Genomic DNA, 18,012 nt, shown 5'->3' with positions numbered 1-18,012 from the left:
AACTAACTAACTAATTAACTAACTGCCTGGTAAAGCCCTTAAGGCTTCGTTTGAGCCCATCACCACAAGCAATTCATTCGCCTCTAAAATGTGGGAAGCGGGTGGATTAACTAATAAATTACCAGTGGGCCCTGCAGCCAGCACGTTTACATTGTAATGCTTGCGCATATTTATTTCCCGCAGGGATTTACCAACAAAAACGTTTGGAATTTTAATTTCTTCAATGCTGTTGCGATCGTCGAGCCTGAGTTGCTCTAGCAGGTTTGGCCTCACCAGTTCCATTCCTAGGCGCCTGCCTTGCATTTTCGATGGAAAAACAACACGATCTGCACCAACTCGCTCCAACATTTTTTGGTGTAGATCACTGGTGGCGCGGGCGATCACTTGTTTTACCTTTGTGCCAGGGGAGTCTTTACAGATCAAAGTGGCAGTAATACTTGCTTCTATTGGTTCGCTAATGGCAACAACAACCGTTGCTAGTTCAAGCACTCCCGCAGCTCTCATGGCTTCCTCATCGGTGCAATCAACCACGCGGCTTTCGATCGAGGCATCGAGCTGACGCAATTCATCGATTGCCTTTTGGCTTGAATCAATGGCTAAAACCTCTGCACCTGAGCGCAGCAGTTCAGCGCAAACGGAGGAACCAAACCGTCCCACACCCACCACAGCAAAGGCCCCAGGCTCGCCGCTTGCGCTCCACTGCCACCAAGTACCCATTTTTGAAGATTGAGCTTTCATATATCTACTCTAAAAGCTCACACATAAAGATCTTCTTTGGGGTAACCCACCCTGCTTTCAGCTTGGCTGCCGTAGATGGCAGTTAGCAAAAGCAGAATGCCAATTCTGCCAACAAACATGCCAACCATCAGCACCAGCTGGCCCCAGCGGCTTAAATTTGCCGTTACACCAAGATCTAAACCAACCGTGCCGAAGGCGGAAACACAGGTAAAAAGCTTTTCGATAAAACTATAATTCTGGTGTCCCGGGAGCCCCATAGATGTTGGGGCAATACCCAATAATAATGCCATCATCACTACAAATAATAATGAGGCTATTGTTGCACCCACTGCCCTAAATACCGTGCGATCTGGTATCAAGCGGCGATGGATTAACACATTTTCTCTACCTTGAAGTGTGGAGCGGGTAGTGGCCATTAAAATGGCAAAAGTAGTGGTTTTAATGCCGCCACCTGTGCCTCCTGGGCTGGCACCAATAAACATTAAAACAATCATTAATAGCAGCCCGGCATCGGTGATTGTTTCGGCAGATAATGGAATTGTGTTAAAGCCAGCTGTGCGAGTGGTGATTGATAGAAATAAACTTATTTGAATCTTTTGTAAAAATGAAAAATTTGAAATGGCTCCAGCCTCTAGGCCAAAGTGTTCGGTAAAGATCAAGCCTAAGCAGCCCAAAATTATTAAAGCAACTGTGGTGCGCAGCACTAAACGGGTGTGCAAACTCAAGTGCCTATGGCTTGAAAACCGCTTGCGGTTTACCCAGATGTCGTTGCTAACCCACCAGCCAATACCTCCGATTACAATCATCAAAGCGATCACAATATTCACTACAGTGTTATCTCGGTAGGCTTCAAGATTTTTAGCCCATAGGCCAAAGCCTGCATTGTTATAGGCGCTAATCACATGAAATATTGATGCCCATAGGCGGGCGGCTGGATTTTGGATATCATTAAAACCAAAGAAATAAAGCACCGCAGCACCCAAACCCATCACCCATGCAGCGCAGATCAAAATTCCCTTAAAGGTGGGGCCGATGCCACCAACGCCAAATTCATCCAAGGCGCGACCTTTATCTAAACGCTGCCTTAGACCTGAACGGCCTTGCACAAAACCCTGCAAAAAAGTTGTTATGGCCATTAAACCTAGGCCGCCAGTAAGAATTAAACCCGCCAATACAATTTGGCCAATTAAGGTGAGATCACGATCCACAACTATTATTGATAAGCCTGTAACTGTTATCGCCGAAGTTACAGTGAATAAAGCCTGCCATAGGCCCACTTCATCACTGGAACACCAAGGTGATGCCAGTAGAAATGTTCCAATCACAATCACAATTAAGCCCGTTATTACGGTGAATTGGGGCACCGTTAAACGATCGCGCCAGTGAGCAAGCACTGAAAGGAATTTGGCGTTCACTATTGTGGAGGAGAAGCGCAAATTTGTTTTGTCTCGCCCCCAAAGCTTAAGCAGCCACAGTCTCACCCCTGAACAGTGTTTTCAGGAGCTCGGTAGCTCCAGTAGCGGGCTTAGCACTGCCGAGGCGGCCCGCCGTTTTGCTGATGCTGGGCCCAATCGCTTGGAACTTGCCAAGGGGCGCAGCACTTTGCAGATCCTTTGGGATCAGTTCAGCAATGTGATGCTTTTGATGCTGCTGGCTGTGGCTGCGGTGTCTGCAGCGGTGGCTTTGCACAAGGGCGTTTTTCCCAAAGATGCAATTGCGATCTTGGTGATAGTTGGCCTCAATGGGCTGCTCGGTTATTTGCAGGAAAGCAAAGCGCAACAGGCATTGCTTGCCCTTAGAAACATGGCCCAACCCATGGTGCAGGTGCGCCGCAATGCCGAGTGGCAGCGTTTGCCCAGTGAGGAATTGGTGCTGGGTGATTTGATTCGCCTTGAAGCAGGTGATCGGGTGCCTGCAGATGCACGGCTGGTGGAAGTGGCGGAGCTTGGTGTTCGAGAAGCGGCCCTCACTGGTGAGGCGGAGGCGGTTTTCAAGCAAGCAAACCTGATCCTTGATGCATCCACCCCTTTGCTGGAGCGTCAAAACTGCTTATTTCAGGGCACCGAAGTGGTGCGCGGCCGCGGGGTTGCGGTGGTTACAGCCACGGCAATGGCCACTGAACTGGGCCAAATAGCAGAACTGATCAACACCGCAGGTGGAGAGAGCACTCCCTTGCAGGAACGATTGGATGGTTTGGCAAAAGTGCTTGTTATCAGCGCCCTGGCATTGGTGGCGGTGGTGATGTTGCTTGGCCTTTTGTTGGGCCAATCGCTGCTCAATTTGCTTGAGGTGTCTTTGTCGATGGCAGTGGCGATCGTGCCTGAGGGCCTTCCCGCTGTAATCACGGTCACCCTTGCCATCGGCACCCAACGGATGGTTAAACGAGCCGCTTTGATCCGGCGTTTGCCAGCAGTGGAGGCGCTTGGATCTGTAACTGTGATCTGTTCCGATAAAACCGGAACCCTCACCCAAAACCGCCAAGTGGTGCAGGAATTGCGCTTGGGCACCGAATGCATCGCTGTTGCGGGCCTGGGCTATTCCCCCCAAGGTGAATTAAACAGCCACCTGCTAGCACCACCCCCAGGCGCTACCCCTGGCAGCTTCGTTGGTGCACGCCAATTGCTGTTAAAAGCCGGTGTGTTGTGCAGTGATGCGGAATTGAAACAGAATTCCGATGGCAACTGGGAAATCCTTGGTGATCCCACTGAGGGGGCTTTAGTTGTTGTTGCCGCTAAAGACGGCATTGATGGCTTTGCCTTACGCAGCCATTTCAATAGATTTGCAGAAATACCCTTTAGTTCTGAACGGCAGTTGATGGCCGTTTGGATCAACGACCCCAGCGGTAACTTGCAAGCTCCCCTCGGTGCTGCCGCTGATGGCTCAACCCAACTATTAATTAGTAAAGGTGCCCCTGAGGTGATCATCTCCAACTGCAGCCGTTGGATTGATGGTTCTGGTGCGCTTCCCCTTAGCCAAGAGCAGCAGCAATGGTGGCTTGAGCAGGCTCGCGCCCTAGCGGCCCAGGGCCTGCGGGTGCTTGCTTTTGCCTGTGCCCCCCACCATCAAAGCCCTGATCATCCTTTAGATGAACAGGTTTTGTTGGGGCTTATGGCCCAGCTGGATCCGGCCCGGCCGGAGGTGATTAAGGCGATCGCCACCTGCAAACATGCCGGCATCCGTCCCGTGATGATCACTGGCGACCATCCCCTCACGGCAAAAGCGATTGGTTCGGGTATTGGCCTTTGTGAGCCTGATGGCCAAGTGGTTTTAGGCCGTGAGCTGGAAGCGGCCAGCGACGAAAAGCTGCGTGAATTGGTTATGCAATGCAGTGTTTATGCCCGGGTGCCGCCTGAGCAGAAATTGCGCATCGTTAAAGCGCTGCAGGCCAATGGTCAAGTGGTGGCGATGACAGGTGATGGTGTGAACGACGCCCCAGCCTTAAAGCAGGCCCACATCGGTGTGGCAATGGGTATTACTGGCACTGAAGTTAGTAAGGAAGCAGCCGATATGGTTCTGCTAGACGACAACTTCGCCACCATTGTTAGCGCTGTTGAGGAAGGTCGCCTTGTTTATGCAAATATCCGCCGGTTTGTTAAATACATTCTCGGCAGCAATGTGGGGGAGCTGATCACAATTGCTTCTGCCCCCCTGCTGGGTTTGGTTGGAGTTCCCCTCACGCCCCTGCAGATCCTTTGGATGAATTTGGTTACCGATGGCGTGCCAGCCCTTGCCCTTGCCCTTGAGCCTGGGGAAAAGGGCTTGATGGATAGGGCCCCAGCGGAACCGGGTGAATCGATTTTTGCCCGTGGCATCGGTCGCTACATCCTGCGGGTTGGTGTGATTTTTGCCTTGATTGTGATCGCTTTGATGTTCTATGCGGCTCGCCATGACGCGCCATGGGAAACGATGGTTTTCACCACGCTCTGCCTAGCTCAAATGGGCCACGCCCTCTCTGCCCGCAGTGATCTACCGCTTTTCCAAGTTCCGCCTTTCTCCAACCCTTGGTTGATATGGGCAGTGCTGCTTACATCCGGGTTGCAACTTCTATTGCTTTATGTGCCATGGCTTTCGAATTTCTTTGGCACCACAGCCCTAAGTGGCCATGATCTACTGATCTGCGTGGGCTTTAGTTTTCTGTTCTTCCTGTATTTAGAACTGGAAAAGATTTGGAAGCAATGGCGCCAAAAAGTTGCAGCCCATAGTTAATTAGGCGATTCATATGGCATGGCATCCGCATCTCTGGCACCCCACCACCCAGGTGGCCACCAGCCAGGAACCTCTGAGGGTGCAGTCGGCACGCGGCAGTGAGCTGGAGCTCAGCGATGGGAGAAGGCTGATCGACGCCATCAGCAGCTGGTGGGTAACACTTCATGGCCATGGGGAACCAACAATTGCCGCAGCAATTGCCCGCCAGGCCCATGTGTTGGAGCAGGTGATCTTCGCCAATTTCAGCCACGAACCCGCCGAGCAGCTGGCCACTCGGCTCAGCGCCCTCACCGGGCTGCAGCGCCTGTTTTTCTCAGATAATGGCTCCACCGCCGTGGAGGTGGCCCTCAAGATCGCCTGGCAGTGGTGGCGTAATCAAGGCAGTGATCGCCATCAACTAATCGCCTTTGAGGGTGCCTATCACGGCGACACCTTTGGTGCCATGGCCCTTGGTGATCGCTCCCTACTTACCCAGCCCTATGGAAAATTACTTTTTGATGTTGCCCGCGTGGCTTGGCCCCACAGCCACTGGCACAACGACAGCGTTGAAGAGCGGGAACAGCAGGCCCTTAAGCAATTAGAGCTGGCACTTGACACACCCACAGCAGCGGTGATTCTCGAACCCCTGATCCAGGGAGCCAGTGGCATGCGCGTTGTGCGTGCAGCGTTCCTGCAGGCAGCGGCAGAGAGAGTTCAGGCGGCTGGAGCCCTGTTGATCGCCGATGAGGTTTTCACCGGTTTTGGACGCACCGGAGCCCTGTTTGCCTGCCAGAAAGCCGGTATCCAGCCCGACCTGATGGCCCTCTCCAAAGGGCTCACGGGTGGTTTCCTACCCATGGGCGCAACGATGGCAAGTGAAAGGCTCTACCAGGGCTTCATCAGCGAGAAGCCCAGCGATACCTTTTTCCATGGCCACAGCTTCACGGCCAATCCCTTGGGCTGCGCCGCCGCCCTGGCCAGCTTAGATTTACTGCAGCAAAACCCAGAGCGCTTTGAGGGCTTTGAGCAACGGCACACCCCCCTGCTGGAGCAGCTGAGCCTGCTTTCCCAGGTGAAGCGGCCCCGTTGCCTTGGCACCATGGCCGCCTTCGAGCTCAACGCTGGCGAAAACAGCTATCTAAACCCGATCGGTAAACAAATCCAGCGTCAGTGCCTGGAACAGGGTGTATATATAAGGCCCCTCGGTAATGTGGTTTATCTGCTGCCGCCCCTAGGAAGTAGCGACGCCCAGCTGCTGCAGTGTTACGAAGCTCTGCAACAAGCCATCGGCGCTTTGGGTTAAGGCGACGCCAGGGCAGCCAAACGGCGGCCCAGCAGCATTAGGCCAAGCACCGTGGTGCAGCTCACCATCAGCACCAGGGCCGAAAACTGAGCCGGAGTGATCACGCCACTGGCAAGGGCCGTTGAGGCAAACACCAAGCCCGGCAGGCCCCGCGGAATCAAGCCATACACCACCACCCAGCGATCGATGCCAGCGGCCTGATCCTGGCGGCTGATGCCCAGGGCACAGATCAACTTGCAACTAATCGCCAGCAGCAGCAAGTTCAAGGCCAGGGCCCAGGCAGCGGGCTGCAGCATTGTGCCGGCCTGGATGCGCATGCCCACGCTGATGAAATAAAGAGGCAAAAACACCTCCGAAAGCAGGGCCAGGTTGCTGCGCAGGTTTGAAGCCTCGGCGCTGCCATCCGGCATAGGCGCCAGGCGGCTCAGCAGCACGCCGCCCCATAGGGCCCCAAGCAGGCTCGTGAGCCGGCCCATCTCGCCGATCCAGCTGCAGCCGATCAACAGCAGCAACACCCCAAGCAAGCCCGGCCGCCAGGGGCCGTAGCGCCGCAACCACCAGCTACTAGCCGGCAGGCTCAACAGCACCAGCCCCAATGCCAGCGCCGGCGGCAGCAGGGCTGGGTATGGACTGGTGGCTCCAGGCGCCGCCCCCAGTGCCACCGCAAGGGTGAGCAGGGCTATGGCCGGCAGGTCGTCGAGCACCGAAACCCCCACCAAAAGACGGCCCGAAGGCGTATTTAGAGCGGAGGCCTGGCCAAGGGCGCGCAGGGTAACTCCGGTGCCGGTTGCACTGAGCACTGCCACGCACAAAACGGTGGAGGCGGTGGAAAGACCAAAGCCCTGCTGCAGCGGCCACCAGGCCAGCAGTGGCGTGAGTGCAGAGAGCAGCACGGTGCGCAGCACTGCCGCCGGCCTGGATCCCAGCAAGCCCCCGCGCACTTCCAGGCCCACCATGAAAAAGAGAGTTAGCACCCCTAGTTCGGTGAGTCCGGCGAGGGGGGCGATGCTGCTGAAAGGCAGCACGCTGTTGCCCAGCAGGAAACCCACCACCAGCTCCAGCACGATCGCCGGCACGGCCCAACGCGCCAAGCGAGTGGCGGTGAGCCTGGCCAACAGCGCCCCCACCAGGAGCAATAGCAGGGTGCTGAGCAGGGAAGAACCCATTTATGTGCGGTGTGGGAGTGTCGCGATTAGGGCGCCAATCAGCCCGGCAAGATGACGCGATCGATCACATGCACCACACCGTTATCGCAAACGATATCGGCATTGACCACCGTGGCGTTCTTCACCTCAAAGGGCTCGCTGCGGCGGATTGGGATCGGCGCCCCCTCCAAACTCGGCCAGTCGCTTTGGCTAACCAGCTGGGCTTGCTGATGTGCACCAGCCAGCACGTGGTACTTGAGGATCCGAGCCAACTGGGGTGGGTTGTCTACCAACGTTTGCACCGTGCCCGCAGGCAGTGCAGCAAAGGCATCGTCCACCGGCGCGAACACCGTGAAGGGGCCGGGTCCGTCGAGGGCTTCGCTTAAACCTGCCGCAGCAACAGCGGCTAAAAGAGTTTTGAAGCAGCCCGCCTCTGCGGCGGTGTTGAGGATAGAAGCCATCAGCGATAGTTTTGTTGTTGGATATCAGAAAGCCGCGCTTCTGGGCGCAGAAAACGGTCCATTTGCGCTTCAAAGAAGCGCCTATTGGCTAACAAATGTTCTGGGTCTGGATCGGTTAATGGGTATAGCAATGCACAGCGCAGTGCTTGGATAACAGCTGAAGTTACATTATACATAGAACGCTGAAAAGTTATTCCAAGTTGAATCAATTTATCCTCATCTCCACGGCCATGGTTTTGATAGGTGGCCTCAAGATACGCAGGTAAAAAATGAAGCATATCTTGCATTAGAAGCGTGGGAGGGATTCCAGCTGATCCCACTGGATAAACATCTGCATAGAGGATTCCATAGTGAAAATCAGCTTGGTCTGCGGGAACTTGATTGGCTTGGGCGTTATAACTTTTCGTGCCTCTGAAGGGCGAGGTACGATAAAATACAGCCTCCACATAGGGAAGTGCAGCTTCATAAAGCCATGTGAATCCTTCGCTTTTAGGTATTATTTCAATGCATTCATCGCCTATATAAACATGATGGTAGATGGGTCTACCTGCTACGGCAAAAATACCATTAACTAAGAAATCCATCGCCTCCGGAACTGAATTTATACCACCTTCGTCGTAAAGATCGCTCATTTCAAAAAAAACTGGGGCCATAACTTCCCAGAAAAGTCCAAGATTTGAATAGTAACTCAATTGACGAACCTGCTCTGTAAACATCTCTGGAAATAGTTTATATAACAGCAGCATCAATGGATTGCCCTTGAAATAGGCTTTTATCGCTCGATCAGCATTCGCTAAATATGTTTTACTTTCTAAATAATCATTAAATCGCCCACCCATGTCTTGATGCCAGAACATTGCTTGCATGCAAGCCTCTGCAAATTCCATATTGATGCGATCATGCCAAAGATGATGAAGTATTTTTGGCATTGAAATTGTTTCTCCTCGCTTCATGAAGGCAACTAATTCGGGATGCGCTTTCTCTCCGCCCCGCCATATTCTTAATTTTGAATTATCTCCAGAGTAGCTATTTGCTAAGTCCATGTATTGTTTAGATATAAAGTATTTAAAAGCTGGTAAAGGATTTAGGAAAACGCGCTCTGCAATATAAAGTAAATCCCTCCAATAAAAATCCATTGGAACTGCATATGCTTTATAAATCCCAATGATTTGTTCAAGGTTTTCTGGAGTGTCTGGGAGCATGGAGCCACCTGCTTCTAACCTATGAATCACATCTGCATATCTATGAGTGGAAGGGGGAATCATGATTGTTGCTCCAATTGGTTAGTTGATGTGTTCGAAATTGCAATGTGTGCTGTTGTTGCTTCGCTAATACCTGTGAGGCTGCTGGGCCAGATACCTCCGATCAAAACAAGCAAAGATAGTATTAATGCTGGTAGCCGTTCACCCCAAGTGGTGGAAACCCAGTTTGCCCTTGCCGGATCCAGCCTTCCAAATCCAACCCTATTGAAAAACCTCACGGCGTATACAGCAGTGAAGCCTGAGGCTAGTAAGCACGCAAGCGTGGGCCATGGAAATATTTTCCAACTACCTTCAAATATCAATAACTCAGCAACAAAACCAGCAAGGCCAGGAACACCAGCTGCTGCCATAAGACCTATTAAGAGCAAGCTAGATGTGAAGGGAAGCCCCCTTTGGGGGTTCATTAAGCCAGATAATTCAGCTATTGAACGGGTGCCAGTTTTTAATTCTATAAGGCCAACAAGATTAAACAACAGAGCAATAATTAATCCATGGGCTAACATTTGCGCCATTACGCCTTGTAAACTTAATGTAGTGGCCGCTGCAAGGGCCAGCATCAGCATGCCCATATGACCGATCGAACTATAAGCTATTAATAATCTTATGTCTTTTTGTGCTATTGCATTTAAAGCTCCATAAATAGCACTAAATGCACCTAAAGTTGCTATTAATGGCGACCAGTACATCCAGCCATCAGGCAGGAACTCTAAGCCAAAGCGAAGTAAACCATAGGCACCCATTTTCGAAACAGCACCACTCATTAACATAACCACAGGCGTTGGTGCTTGGCTATATGTTTTAGGCTGCCACCCATGTAATGGCACTATTGGTAGTTTTAAGCAGAAGGCAAATAATACTCCAATCAAAAGCCATCGCTGTTGATTAAAAGGTAGGCTTGCTTGGCTAAGTGAACTATAGCTAAAGTTTAATCCCGAGCGATTTAACCATCCAAAACAAAGAACCACACCTAAAAGGATTACACCTGAGATGGCTCCGTAAATTAGGAACCTGATCGCAGCCCCAGCTCTTTGGGAGCCACCCCAAATGGCAACTAGCAATGTTGTTGGTATTAATATTAATTCATATGCAAGCACAAAAAGTAGTGCATTTTGGGCAAGGAATGCAGTTATAAGGCCTAGATTGACGCTAAGTAATAGGGGGTAATACAAGCGTGGACGGACGTATTCTAGTTGGCTAGCAGATATCGCTAATAAGGTAAGTATTGCTGTTAATATCACCAGCGGTAGCGATAGGCCATCTAAACCAAGTTCTAGTTTAAGCCCTAACTGGGGCAACCATTCAATTGATATTGAATCGGGAGGATTTTTTAAAAACCAGATCCCAAGGCATAGCTGAATGCTTGGTGCAACAGCAGCAATAGATCTCAATCTTTTGCTATTACTTGCTATGAGTGGCTGAAGAAGCCCGATCAGAAGAGGGATGATTAAAAGAACAATTAACATTGAGTTCATTTTAGGTATGTGGTGTAAATAAATTAAAATTATTTGTTGTGCGCTTAGGGCCTTAACAGCCAAACAGACATCAATATGATTCCAATAACAATGCTAAGTGCATAGGTTTGAGCTCTTCCTGAGATTGTGAAACTAAGACTTCGAGCAAGCTTCAGTGTTGTTTCGCCTGTGCCGCCAGTAAACCCATCAACTAGTTTGCGATCAGCCCAGCTACTTAATTTTGCCAGGTTAACAACAACACTTACAATTGTTCGCTGATAAAATGCTTCAGTGTGCATGTCTTCAGAGAGCCAGTGTTGAATTCCACCCAACCCAGATGGCAATTCAGCTAGGGGATGGGGTCTTAAATAGAAGAAACTAGAACTTATCGCTCCGCTAAGGCTTGCAAGCAATAGGGGGAATCCATAAGCACCCCAACCTGGAATTGGAGTTAAACCATAGACTCCGATCTTTAAAAGTAGTTGGGGGATGTGTAATGTAATTCCCGTTAGAATCAATGTGGGAAGTACCATTAGCCAGAGCACCTCAGCTGAGCGTTTCGTGAAGCTCTTTGGGTCTCCACCCCAGATTAGGCAAAATACGCGCATCAAAGCAGCACTTGTAATTGCTACGGTTGATAAAATTACACCAGCCAGCAAGATTGGATAGTTGCTATTAATAGTTAGTTCTAACAATTCTCTCTGGGCGGCAAAACCTCCAAATGGCGGAATAGCCATAAGTGATATGGCGCCACACAAATATGCTATTCCCATTAATGGCCTTCTGCTCCATAGCCCGCCGAGTTGAGTGAGGTTTTGACTTATATTGCTTATAACAACTGTACCCACGGCCATTAATATTAATGCCATTGGTAGAGGATATACAAGCAATAAGTGATCTGCAATATTTGTATTTCCAAGCCCCACCGCAATAAATAATAAGCCCAACCAGCTGCTCACAAGAAAGCTCAAGGCCCTTTTAACGTCAATTTGTGCAAGGGCAATTAAAGCTGCCACTACTGATGTTGTTGCTCCTACTATAACTAATATATTTTGTACTAATGGACTTAATTCAATCAATGGCTCAAGCCTTAATAAAACCCATGCACCACCAATAACTACAACCGAATTTCGCAGGATTGTTGATGGTAAAGGACTTTCCATCGCTTCGTCTAACCAGAGATGTAGGGGTATTTGTGCGCATTTGCCAATTGGGCCAGCAATTAAGGCGATTAGGATAAGTTCGAAACCTGTGGGAAGGCTAAGTTGGTTGTTGGTTTGTTGAGCGGCCCATCCCTGAAGGCCGTGGAAATTCCATGTTCCAGTTATTGGTAACAGAGCAATTACACCAGCGAGCAAAATTAAATCGCCAATTCGTTTTGTAAGAAATGCGTCGCGAGCTCCTTTTACCACTAAGGGTTGATTATACCAAGTTCCAACAATTAAATATGTTCCTAGAGTTAGTAATTCCAATAGTACATAACTAAAAAATAATGAATCGGTTAAAACCAGTGCGCAAAGGCCCGCTTCAAAAAAACTTAGAGCACCAAAAAACCTAGGCCATCCCCAATCCATTTCCAGATAGCCAATAGCATATATCTGAACAAGAACATGCAAGCCGGTAATCACAGTTATGGCAATTAAGCCAGGTTCAGTTACCAATCCATCAAACCCGATTTTTAGATTGGCTGTATTTAGCCAGATCCAGTGAAAACTTGCTGGCGCATATAAAGCTTTGGCCCCAGCGGCTGAATTACTATTTAGGGCAATTAGAGCTAATAGTCCATGGCAAAATGCCACCGTGACCATGGCTAGATTGATATAACCTGCTGGCCTAGGACCAGTTTTATTGATGATGCCTGGAGCCCATAATAGAGAAAGCAGAGCAGACAGCAATGGATAGATAGGAATTAGCCATGCAAACTGCAACAAGAATTGAGGCATTGATTAAAAAAATGATTGTTTTTGAATTTTATGTTTAATAATCTTGGTTCGCTTGATTGCCCTGGCCTAGTGTGGATTCAGATTTCTAAATCCAGTCGGTAGATCTTACACAACTTTTGTATCTGTAGACCAGAATTTCCACAGAAAATCCTATGCCATCAAAAAGAAATACTTATCCATTGCTTCTGTGGCTGCTTTAAGCAAGTAATACCAGGCTGATTGCCATAACCGCCATGCCGGCAATTAGGCTCCAAATAGCATGTTGCTGTTCGCCGTACTCCTTTGCGGCAGGTAATAACTCATCAAATGATATGTAGAGCATTACCCCAGCAACTCCAGCAAATACCAAGCCAAAGGCCAATTGATTGGGAAATGATTGGAACAGGAAATAGCCAACTAAGCCACCTAAGGGTTCTGCAACTCCTGATAGAAAAGACCACCAAAAAGCTTTACGGCGACTGCCAGTTGCATAATAGATAGGTGCTGAAACCGCCAAGCCTTCAGGGATATTGTGTATCCCAATTGCAACGGCGATGCTCACGCCAACCCTTGGATTGTTCAAGGCGCCTAGGAATGTGGCTAAACCTTCAGGGAAATTATGGATTGCAATCGCTAGGGCTGAAAATAAACCAACTCGCCATAGGCGGCGGCGTCCCATGGCCGTTTGATTATCGCCAACTTCAGATTGAAGTTTAAATAACACTGCTGCATCATGGGATGGTAAAAGCTGATCGATTAGGGCCGTTAGTGCGATGCCAGCAAAAAAGCAAGTACGGTTGCTAAATATCCTAAACTGTTTCCTAATAGTGGCTGTAGAGCCAAGCGCGCTTTAGGTAATATTTCCACCAATGAAACGTATATCATCGCCCCTGCAGAAAAGCCAAGGGAAAGTGTTAAAAATGTTGTGTTTGATCTGCGGGTGCTAAGCCCTAGTAAACTACCTATTCCAGTGGATAACCCAGCTAATATGGTAAGACCCAATGCAAATAAACTGTGTTGGGATGCGCTTACAATCATTGATGATTCTGTTTATTTAATTTATATCTTGAAACTTTCTCGGGTTTTAATCGAAACCCAGCAGGTCGAATATCTCACGATCTTTAAGTGATTCAGCTTCTAGGGGAACCACATTATCAAGCATGCGTTGGGCAAGGGCTATGTATTCTTTTTGCACGGCTTCCACCTCAGGTGTTGCTTCCATTTCAAATATCGTGCACTTCTTTAATCGCGAGCGGCGTATGGCATCCAAATCGGGGAAGTGGGCCATTGTGCGCATGCCTACACGCTCATTGAATTTATCAATTTGATCCGTGTCTTTACTGCGATTTGCCACAACTCCCCCGAGGCGAACTTTATAGTTCTTTGCCTTTGCTTGAATGGCGGCAATGATCCTATTCATTGCAAAAATAGAATCAAAATCATTTGCGGTTACGATTAAGCAATAATTTGCATGCTGGAGCGGCGCAGCGAAACCGCCACACACCACATCTCCAAGAACATCAAAAATAACAACATCCGTATCTTCTAAAAGATGGTGCTCTTTTAACAATTTTACGGTTTGGCCTGTTACATAACCGCCGCAGCCAGTGCCGGCAGGGGGACCGCCAGACTCCACGCACATCACACCGTTGTAGCCTTCAAACACAAAATCTTCGGGGCGTAGTTCTTCAGTGTGAAAATCAACGGTTTCTAAAATATCAATAACCGTTGGCACCATTTTTTTGGTAAGCGTAAAGGTGCTGTCGTGTTTTGGATCGCAGCCGATCTGCAATACCCGCTTGCCAAGTTTAGAAAAAGCAGCTGAAAGGTTGGAAGAGGTTGTTGATTTACCAATGCCCCCCTTGCCATAAACGGCGATAACTAGGGCGCCTTCCTCGATTTGCATCGAGGCGTCTTGATGCACTTGGAGGCTACCTTCGCCGTCTTCACGGCTGTTGGTGCTGCTGCTGGGGGGGGTGATCGTGGCGGTCATCAGCGGTTCAGGGGTGGGGATGGAAGGAATTCAGCTGTTGCTTGCTAAGGGGATGAAGATCTACCGCGTGAAATGGGCCTTAGCTTCATATAGCACCTCATCGGTGATTTCCTTGATGCCTCGCTCCTGGGCAAAGGCTTCGGTGTTGCGTTTCACTTTGCCGCGCACAAAAAAGGGAATTCTGCCTAATTCAGCTGTTCCGCTATTAGCCCAGGTGCAGCCAGCATCCGTTTGAACTTCAGGTGCTGCTGTTTCGGCCACTGCTGTTTTTTGGCCCTTATGGCTCATGTGGCCCTCAACAAACTCAAAATCATGGCGGAACATTCCAATTAGATGTTCCTCTAATCCCATCATCAAGGGGTGCACCCAGCTGTCGAAAATTACATTTGCCCCTTCCCAACCCATCTGCGGTGCATAGCGGGCCGGCACATCTTGCACATGCAATGGCGCTGAAATTACAGCGCATGGAATCCCAAGCCGCTTGGCGCTATGGCGCTCCATTTGGGTGCCAAGCACCAATTCGGGGGCAGCCGCTGCCATGGCTGCCTCCACCTCTAGGTAGTTGTCGCTGATTAATGCTTCAAGGCCTAGCTCCTGGGCGGCAGCCCGCACAGCCCTTGCTTGCTCGCGGCAGTAGCTGCCCAGCCCCACCACTTGGAAGCCCAGTTCTTTACTGGCAATACGCGCTGCTGCAATCGCGTGGGTGGCATCGGCAAAAATAAATACCCGCTTGCCCGTTAGGTAGGTGGAATCCACCGATTGCGAATACCAAGGCATCCTTGATCGCTCCGGCGCTGGCGGCAATTGATCAAGCCCTAAAACAGTTGCGATCTCCTCTCGAAACTGCTGGGTGGCGCCAATGCCGATGGGTACCGTGCGCACAACAGCCATGCCCAGTTGACGCTCCAGCCAACTGCAGCTGCTTTCAACAATTTCTGGATAGAGGCAGAGGTTTGCATCCGCCTCTGGAATCCGTTTTAGATCCGAAGGGCTGGCCCCCAGGGGTGCCACCACATTCACATCGATGCCCATATCAGCTAATAATTTTGTTACCTCAATAACGTCGTCGCGGCAGCGAAAACCCAGCAAGCTGGGGCCCAGCAAATTAAGCCGCGGTTTGCGCCCTTCCGCGCGCCAGCGGCTGGGGCTTGGTTTGGCAGCGCCAGGGGCTAATACTTGATCTTTGAGCAGGGTTCGCAGTAGTTGATAGAAGGTTTCGGAAGCACCCCAATTTTCTTTTTTTGAATAGGCGGGCAATTCCAAATTCACGATCGGCAGGTTGAAACCCATGCCTTGGGCAAGGCTGCCTGGTTGATCCTGGATTAATTCCGCTGTGCAGCTTTCACCCACGAGCAAAGCCTCCGGCTTAAAGCGTTCCACCGCATCGCTGATTGAACGCTTTACTAAATCGGCGGTGTCGCCCCCCAGGTCCCTGGCTTGAAATGTGGTGTAGGTAACTGGCGGCCGCTTGTTTTGCCGCTCGATCATCGTGAACAGCAGGTCGGCATAGGTGTCCCCTTGGGGGGCATGGAGCACGTAGTGCAGCCCTTCCATTGAAGTGGCTATGCGCATAGCCCCCACGTGGGGGGGGCCTTCGTAGGTCCAGAGGGTAAGTTCCATGGGATTTCAGTTAAAGGCCAGGGCAGCGCGCCGGCGCAGGGGCCGAGCAAATAATTCAGCTAAATCACCGGCTTGGTCGCAGCCGTGAATTGGGCTAAAAACCAATTCGATCGACCATTTGGTGGCAATGCCTTCCGCCTCAAGGGGATTGGCTAAACCCATGCCACACACCACAAGATCGGGCTTGGCTGCCCGCACCCTATCCAGTTGTTTCTCTAGATGTTGTCCTTCACTCAAATTTAGGTTTGCTGGCAGGAGATCAAGCTCAGGCTGTTGCAGGGCGCGATCCAGGTATGGAGTGCCCACCTCCACCAACTCCATGCCGCATTCCCGATGCAGGAAACGGCCAAGGGCAAGCTCCATTTGGGAATCTGGCAGCAGAAACAGGCGCTTGCCCTCCAGTTCAAGGCGATGGGGAGCCACTGCCGCCCTGCCCCTTTCTTTAAGGGGGTTGAGCACCGATGCGGTGTGGGCTGGATCGATGCCGAAAGCGGTTGCCGCAGCTTCAAACCAAAGGCTGCTGCCCTCCACGCCAAGGGGGTAGGGGCTGCTGATTAATTGGGCGCCGCGGGCCTGGAGAGCCCTAGCCGTAGCCCCTAGGAAGGGTTGAGCAAGCAACACTTTGGTGCCGCTGCCAAGGCTGGGTAGATCGGTGGAGCGCCGCGGCGGCAAGCTTGCAACTTTTGTGATGCCAAGCCGCTCAAACAAGGTTAAAAAGCGCTCTTCCACCCCATCGGCAAGGGTGCCCACCAGCAGCAGTTGTGCTTCATCGTTGCGGGGCAGGAAGGGCACTAGGGCGGTGAGGGCATTGTCTTCCCCTTGGGTGAAGGTGGTTTCAATGCCACTGCCGCTGTAATTAACAACCCGCACGGAGCCCTGCAGGCGGGTGCTGAGCCGTTCCGCTGCTTTAGCTAGGTCGAGCTTGATCACCTCACTGGGGCAGGAACCCACCAGAAAGAGGGTGCGGATTTCTGGGCGGCGCGCCAGCAGATCGCCAACAACCCGATCTAACTCCTCATTTGCATCGGCTAAACCGGCCAGGTCCCTTTCCCCCAAAATGGCTGTGCCAAAACGGGGTTCAGCAAAAATCATCACGCCTGCGGCGCTTTGAACCAGATGGGCGCAGGTGCGGGAGCCCACCACCAAAAAGAAGGCATCTGGCATGCGGCGGTGGAGCCAAACGATGGAGGTGAGTCCGCAAAACACCTCCCTCTGGCCATTTTCCTTGAGAATCTCCAACAGCAGCACTAGTAGATACAGCTATTGATAGGCGTGCTGGTGCATTAAGTGCTCCAGTCGTTTCCTTATCTTCCGGATCTAGGGGAAAAACAACAAATTTGTTGCTCTAAAAGCTGAATTTTCTAGAGGCGACGGCGGAAAGCATCTCCATAGCCGCCGGCTTGGCGCTCAGCGCCATCAGCAGAGCGGCTTAATTTCCACACATTGCGGCTGATGCGGCGCGCCACTAGGCCACCCCTTTCCACCACTGGAGTACCTGGACGGGCACCCAACAGCACTGCAACTTCAGCGGTGCTTAAGGGCGCACCGGTGCGCACAGCCAGGTCGGTGAGCTCAAGCCGTTGGCGCAAATTGTGCAGGTCAGCGGCCTCTCCCTGGCTTTCATTCCAAATCGTGGTGAAGTTGCTGTGGTTTGGGGTGCCCATTTTGTGCATCAGGCCGAGGCCGATGAAGGCGAGGGCCTGTTCAGGCTTCACCCCTTGATCCATGGCTGTGGCAATCAACTCAGAGAAATTGGCTTGGGGTTCTTGGTTGGCGATGGGTTGAGCTTCGCTGGAACGGGTTGTGGTTGCCATCAGCATTGCTAGGGGTATTGGCCGGAAGGTACCCACTCCCAAGGTGAGCGCAAGGGGTAGCCCGGTAGAGTCGCGCCACTATTAATCAAAAATCCCCTGTCAACCTCTGCCGACGATC

Annotated in this window: 14 protein-coding genes; 2 read left to right on the top strand and 12 right to left on the bottom strand. The window is 51.0% G+C overall.

Annotated features, from left to right (window positions below; genetic code table 11):
• Positions 1-18 precede the first annotated feature (18 nt).
• Together KBY68_RS05435 and KBY68_RS05430 are read right to left on the bottom strand one after the other, a co-directional pair.
• Positions 19-717: a potassium channel family protein gene (locus tag KBY68_RS05435; protein ID WP_255096312.1), complete on the bottom strand. Its 699-nt coding sequence runs from the start codon at positions 715-717 to the stop codon at positions 19-21.
• A gap of 38 nt (positions 718-755) precedes the next feature.
• Positions 756-2,153, bottom strand: coding sequence for a TrkH family potassium uptake protein (locus KBY68_RS05430; RefSeq protein WP_255096214.1), 1,398 nt, complete (start codon positions 2,151-2,153; stop codon positions 756-758).
• Between the two features lie 28 nt (positions 2,154-2,181).
• Between KBY68_RS05430 and KBY68_RS05425 the strand changes: the two genes are divergently transcribed.
• Together KBY68_RS05425 and bioA are read left to right on the top strand one after the other, a co-directional pair.
• Positions 2,182-4,944 carry a cation-translocating P-type ATPase gene (locus KBY68_RS05425; RefSeq protein WP_255096213.1) on the top strand — a complete coding sequence of 921 codons (2,763 nt, stop codon included), beginning with the start codon at positions 2,182-2,184 and terminating at the stop codon, positions 4,942-4,944.
• A gap of 13 nt (positions 4,945-4,957) precedes the next feature.
• A complete protein-coding gene (gene bioA, locus KBY68_RS05420) occupies positions 4,958-6,226 on the top strand; it encodes an adenosylmethionine--8-amino-7-oxononanoate transaminase (RefSeq protein WP_255096211.1) in 1,269 nt (422 codons plus the stop codon).
• Here bioA and KBY68_RS05415 read toward each other — a convergent pair.
• The 10 genes from KBY68_RS05415 to KBY68_RS05370 all read right to left on the bottom strand — a co-directional run bounded on the left by KBY68_RS05415 (position 6,223) and on the right by KBY68_RS05370 (position 17,894).
• On the bottom strand, positions 6,223-7,392 hold the full coding sequence (locus tag KBY68_RS05415; RefSeq protein ID WP_255096209.1) for a cation:proton antiporter: 1,170 nt from the start codon (positions 7,390-7,392) through the stop codon (positions 6,223-6,225). The two genes, bioA and KBY68_RS05415, sit on opposite strands and share 4 nt — an antisense overlap.
• Before the next feature lie 38 nt (positions 7,393-7,430).
• Positions 7,431-7,832: a CO2 hydration-associated protein CupS gene (locus KBY68_RS05410; RefSeq protein ID WP_255096208.1), complete on the bottom strand. Its 402-nt coding sequence runs from the start codon at positions 7,830-7,832 to the stop codon at positions 7,431-7,433.
• The gene (locus tag KBY68_RS05405) at positions 7,832-9,097 is read right to left on the bottom strand and encodes a CO2 hydration protein CupA (RefSeq protein WP_255096207.1); all 1,266 of its coding nucleotides are present in this window, start codon (positions 9,095-9,097) and stop codon (positions 7,832-7,834) included. Before KBY68_RS05405 ends, KBY68_RS05410 begins: the two co-directional genes overlap by 1 nt.
• On the bottom strand, positions 9,094-10,557 hold the full coding sequence (locus KBY68_RS05400) for a complex I subunit 4 family protein (protein WP_255096206.1): 1,464 nt from the start codon (positions 10,555-10,557) through the stop codon (positions 9,094-9,096). Before KBY68_RS05400 ends, KBY68_RS05405 begins: the two co-directional genes overlap by 4 nt.
• Before the next feature lie 53 nt (positions 10,558-10,610).
• On the bottom strand, positions 10,611-12,488 hold the full coding sequence (locus tag KBY68_RS05395) for an NAD(P)H-quinone oxidoreductase subunit F (protein WP_255096205.1): 1,878 nt from the start codon (positions 12,486-12,488) through the stop codon (positions 10,611-10,613).
• 196 nt (positions 12,489-12,684) lie between these two features.
• Complete coding sequence (gene zupT / locus KBY68_RS05390; RefSeq protein ID WP_255096310.1) at positions 12,685-13,242, bottom strand: zinc transporter ZupT; 558 nt, start codon at positions 13,240-13,242, stop codon at positions 12,685-12,687.
• A gap of 309 nt (positions 13,243-13,551) precedes the next feature.
• Positions 13,552-14,460, bottom strand: coding sequence for a ferredoxin:protochlorophyllide reductase (ATP-dependent) iron-sulfur ATP-binding protein (gene bchL, locus KBY68_RS05385; protein ID WP_106499484.1), 909 nt, complete (start codon positions 14,458-14,460; stop codon positions 13,552-13,554).
• A 60-nt stretch (positions 14,461-14,520) separates the two neighbouring features.
• Positions 14,521-16,080, bottom strand: coding sequence for a ferredoxin:protochlorophyllide reductase (ATP-dependent) subunit B (locus tag KBY68_RS05380; RefSeq protein ID WP_255096204.1), 1,560 nt, complete (start codon positions 16,078-16,080; stop codon positions 14,521-14,523).
• Between the two features lie 6 nt (positions 16,081-16,086).
• A complete protein-coding gene (locus tag KBY68_RS05375) occupies positions 16,087-17,325 on the bottom strand; it encodes a ferredoxin:protochlorophyllide reductase (ATP-dependent) subunit N (protein ID WP_255096308.1) in 1,239 nt (412 codons plus the stop codon).
• A 116-nt stretch (positions 17,326-17,441) separates the two neighbouring features.
• Positions 17,442-17,894 carry a DUF8679 domain-containing protein gene (locus KBY68_RS05370; protein WP_390623282.1) on the bottom strand — a complete coding sequence of 151 codons (453 nt, stop codon included), beginning with the start codon at positions 17,892-17,894 and terminating at the stop codon, positions 17,442-17,444.
• Positions 17,895-18,012 lie beyond the last annotated feature (118 nt).

This window comes from Synechococcus lacustris Maggiore-St4-Slac, assembly GCF_024345595.1.
Taxonomy (GTDB): Bacteria; Cyanobacteriota; Cyanobacteriia; order PCC-6307; family Cyanobiaceae; genus Synechococcus_D; species Synechococcus_D lacustris.
Note: the sequence above shows the minus strand (reverse complement) of the source record. Positions and strands in the feature narration are given on the sequence as shown.

Bases quoted from the DNA above. Each gene is read 5' to 3' on its own strand.
- KBY68_RS05435 (WP_255096312.1), bottom strand. From the start codon at position 717: ATGGGTACTTGGTGGCAGTGGAGCGCAAGCGGCGAGCCTGGGGCCTTT.
- bioA (WP_255096211.1), top strand. From the start codon at position 4,958: ATGGCATGGCATCCGCATCTCTGGCACCCCACCACCCAGGTGGCCACC.
- KBY68_RS05415 (WP_255096209.1), bottom strand. From the start codon at position 7,392: ATGGGTTCTTCCCTGCTCAGCACCCTGCTATTGCTCCTGGTGGGGGCG.
- KBY68_RS05410 (WP_255096208.1), bottom strand. From the start codon at position 7,832: ATGGCTTCTATCCTCAACACCGCCGCAGAGGCGGGCTGCTTCAAAACT.
- KBY68_RS05405 (WP_255096207.1), bottom strand. From the start codon at position 9,097: ATGATTCCCCCTTCCACTCATAGATATGCAGATGTGATTCATAGGTTA.
- KBY68_RS05400 (WP_255096206.1), bottom strand. From the start codon at position 10,557: ATGTTAATTGTTCTTTTAATCATCCCTCTTCTGATCGGGCTTCTTCAG.
- KBY68_RS05395 (WP_255096205.1), bottom strand. From the start codon at position 12,488: ATGCCTCAATTCTTGTTGCAGTTTGCATGGCTAATTCCTATCTATCCA.
- bchL (WP_106499484.1), bottom strand. From the start codon at position 14,460: ATGACCGCCACGATCACCCCCCCCAGCAGCAGCACCAACAGCCGTGAA.
- KBY68_RS05380 (WP_255096204.1), bottom strand. From the start codon at position 16,080: ATGGAACTTACCCTCTGGACCTACGAAGGCCCCCCCCACGTGGGGGCT.
- KBY68_RS05370 (WP_390623282.1), bottom strand. From the start codon at position 17,894: ATGGCAACCACAACCCGTTCCAGCGAAGCTCAACCCATCGCCAACCAA.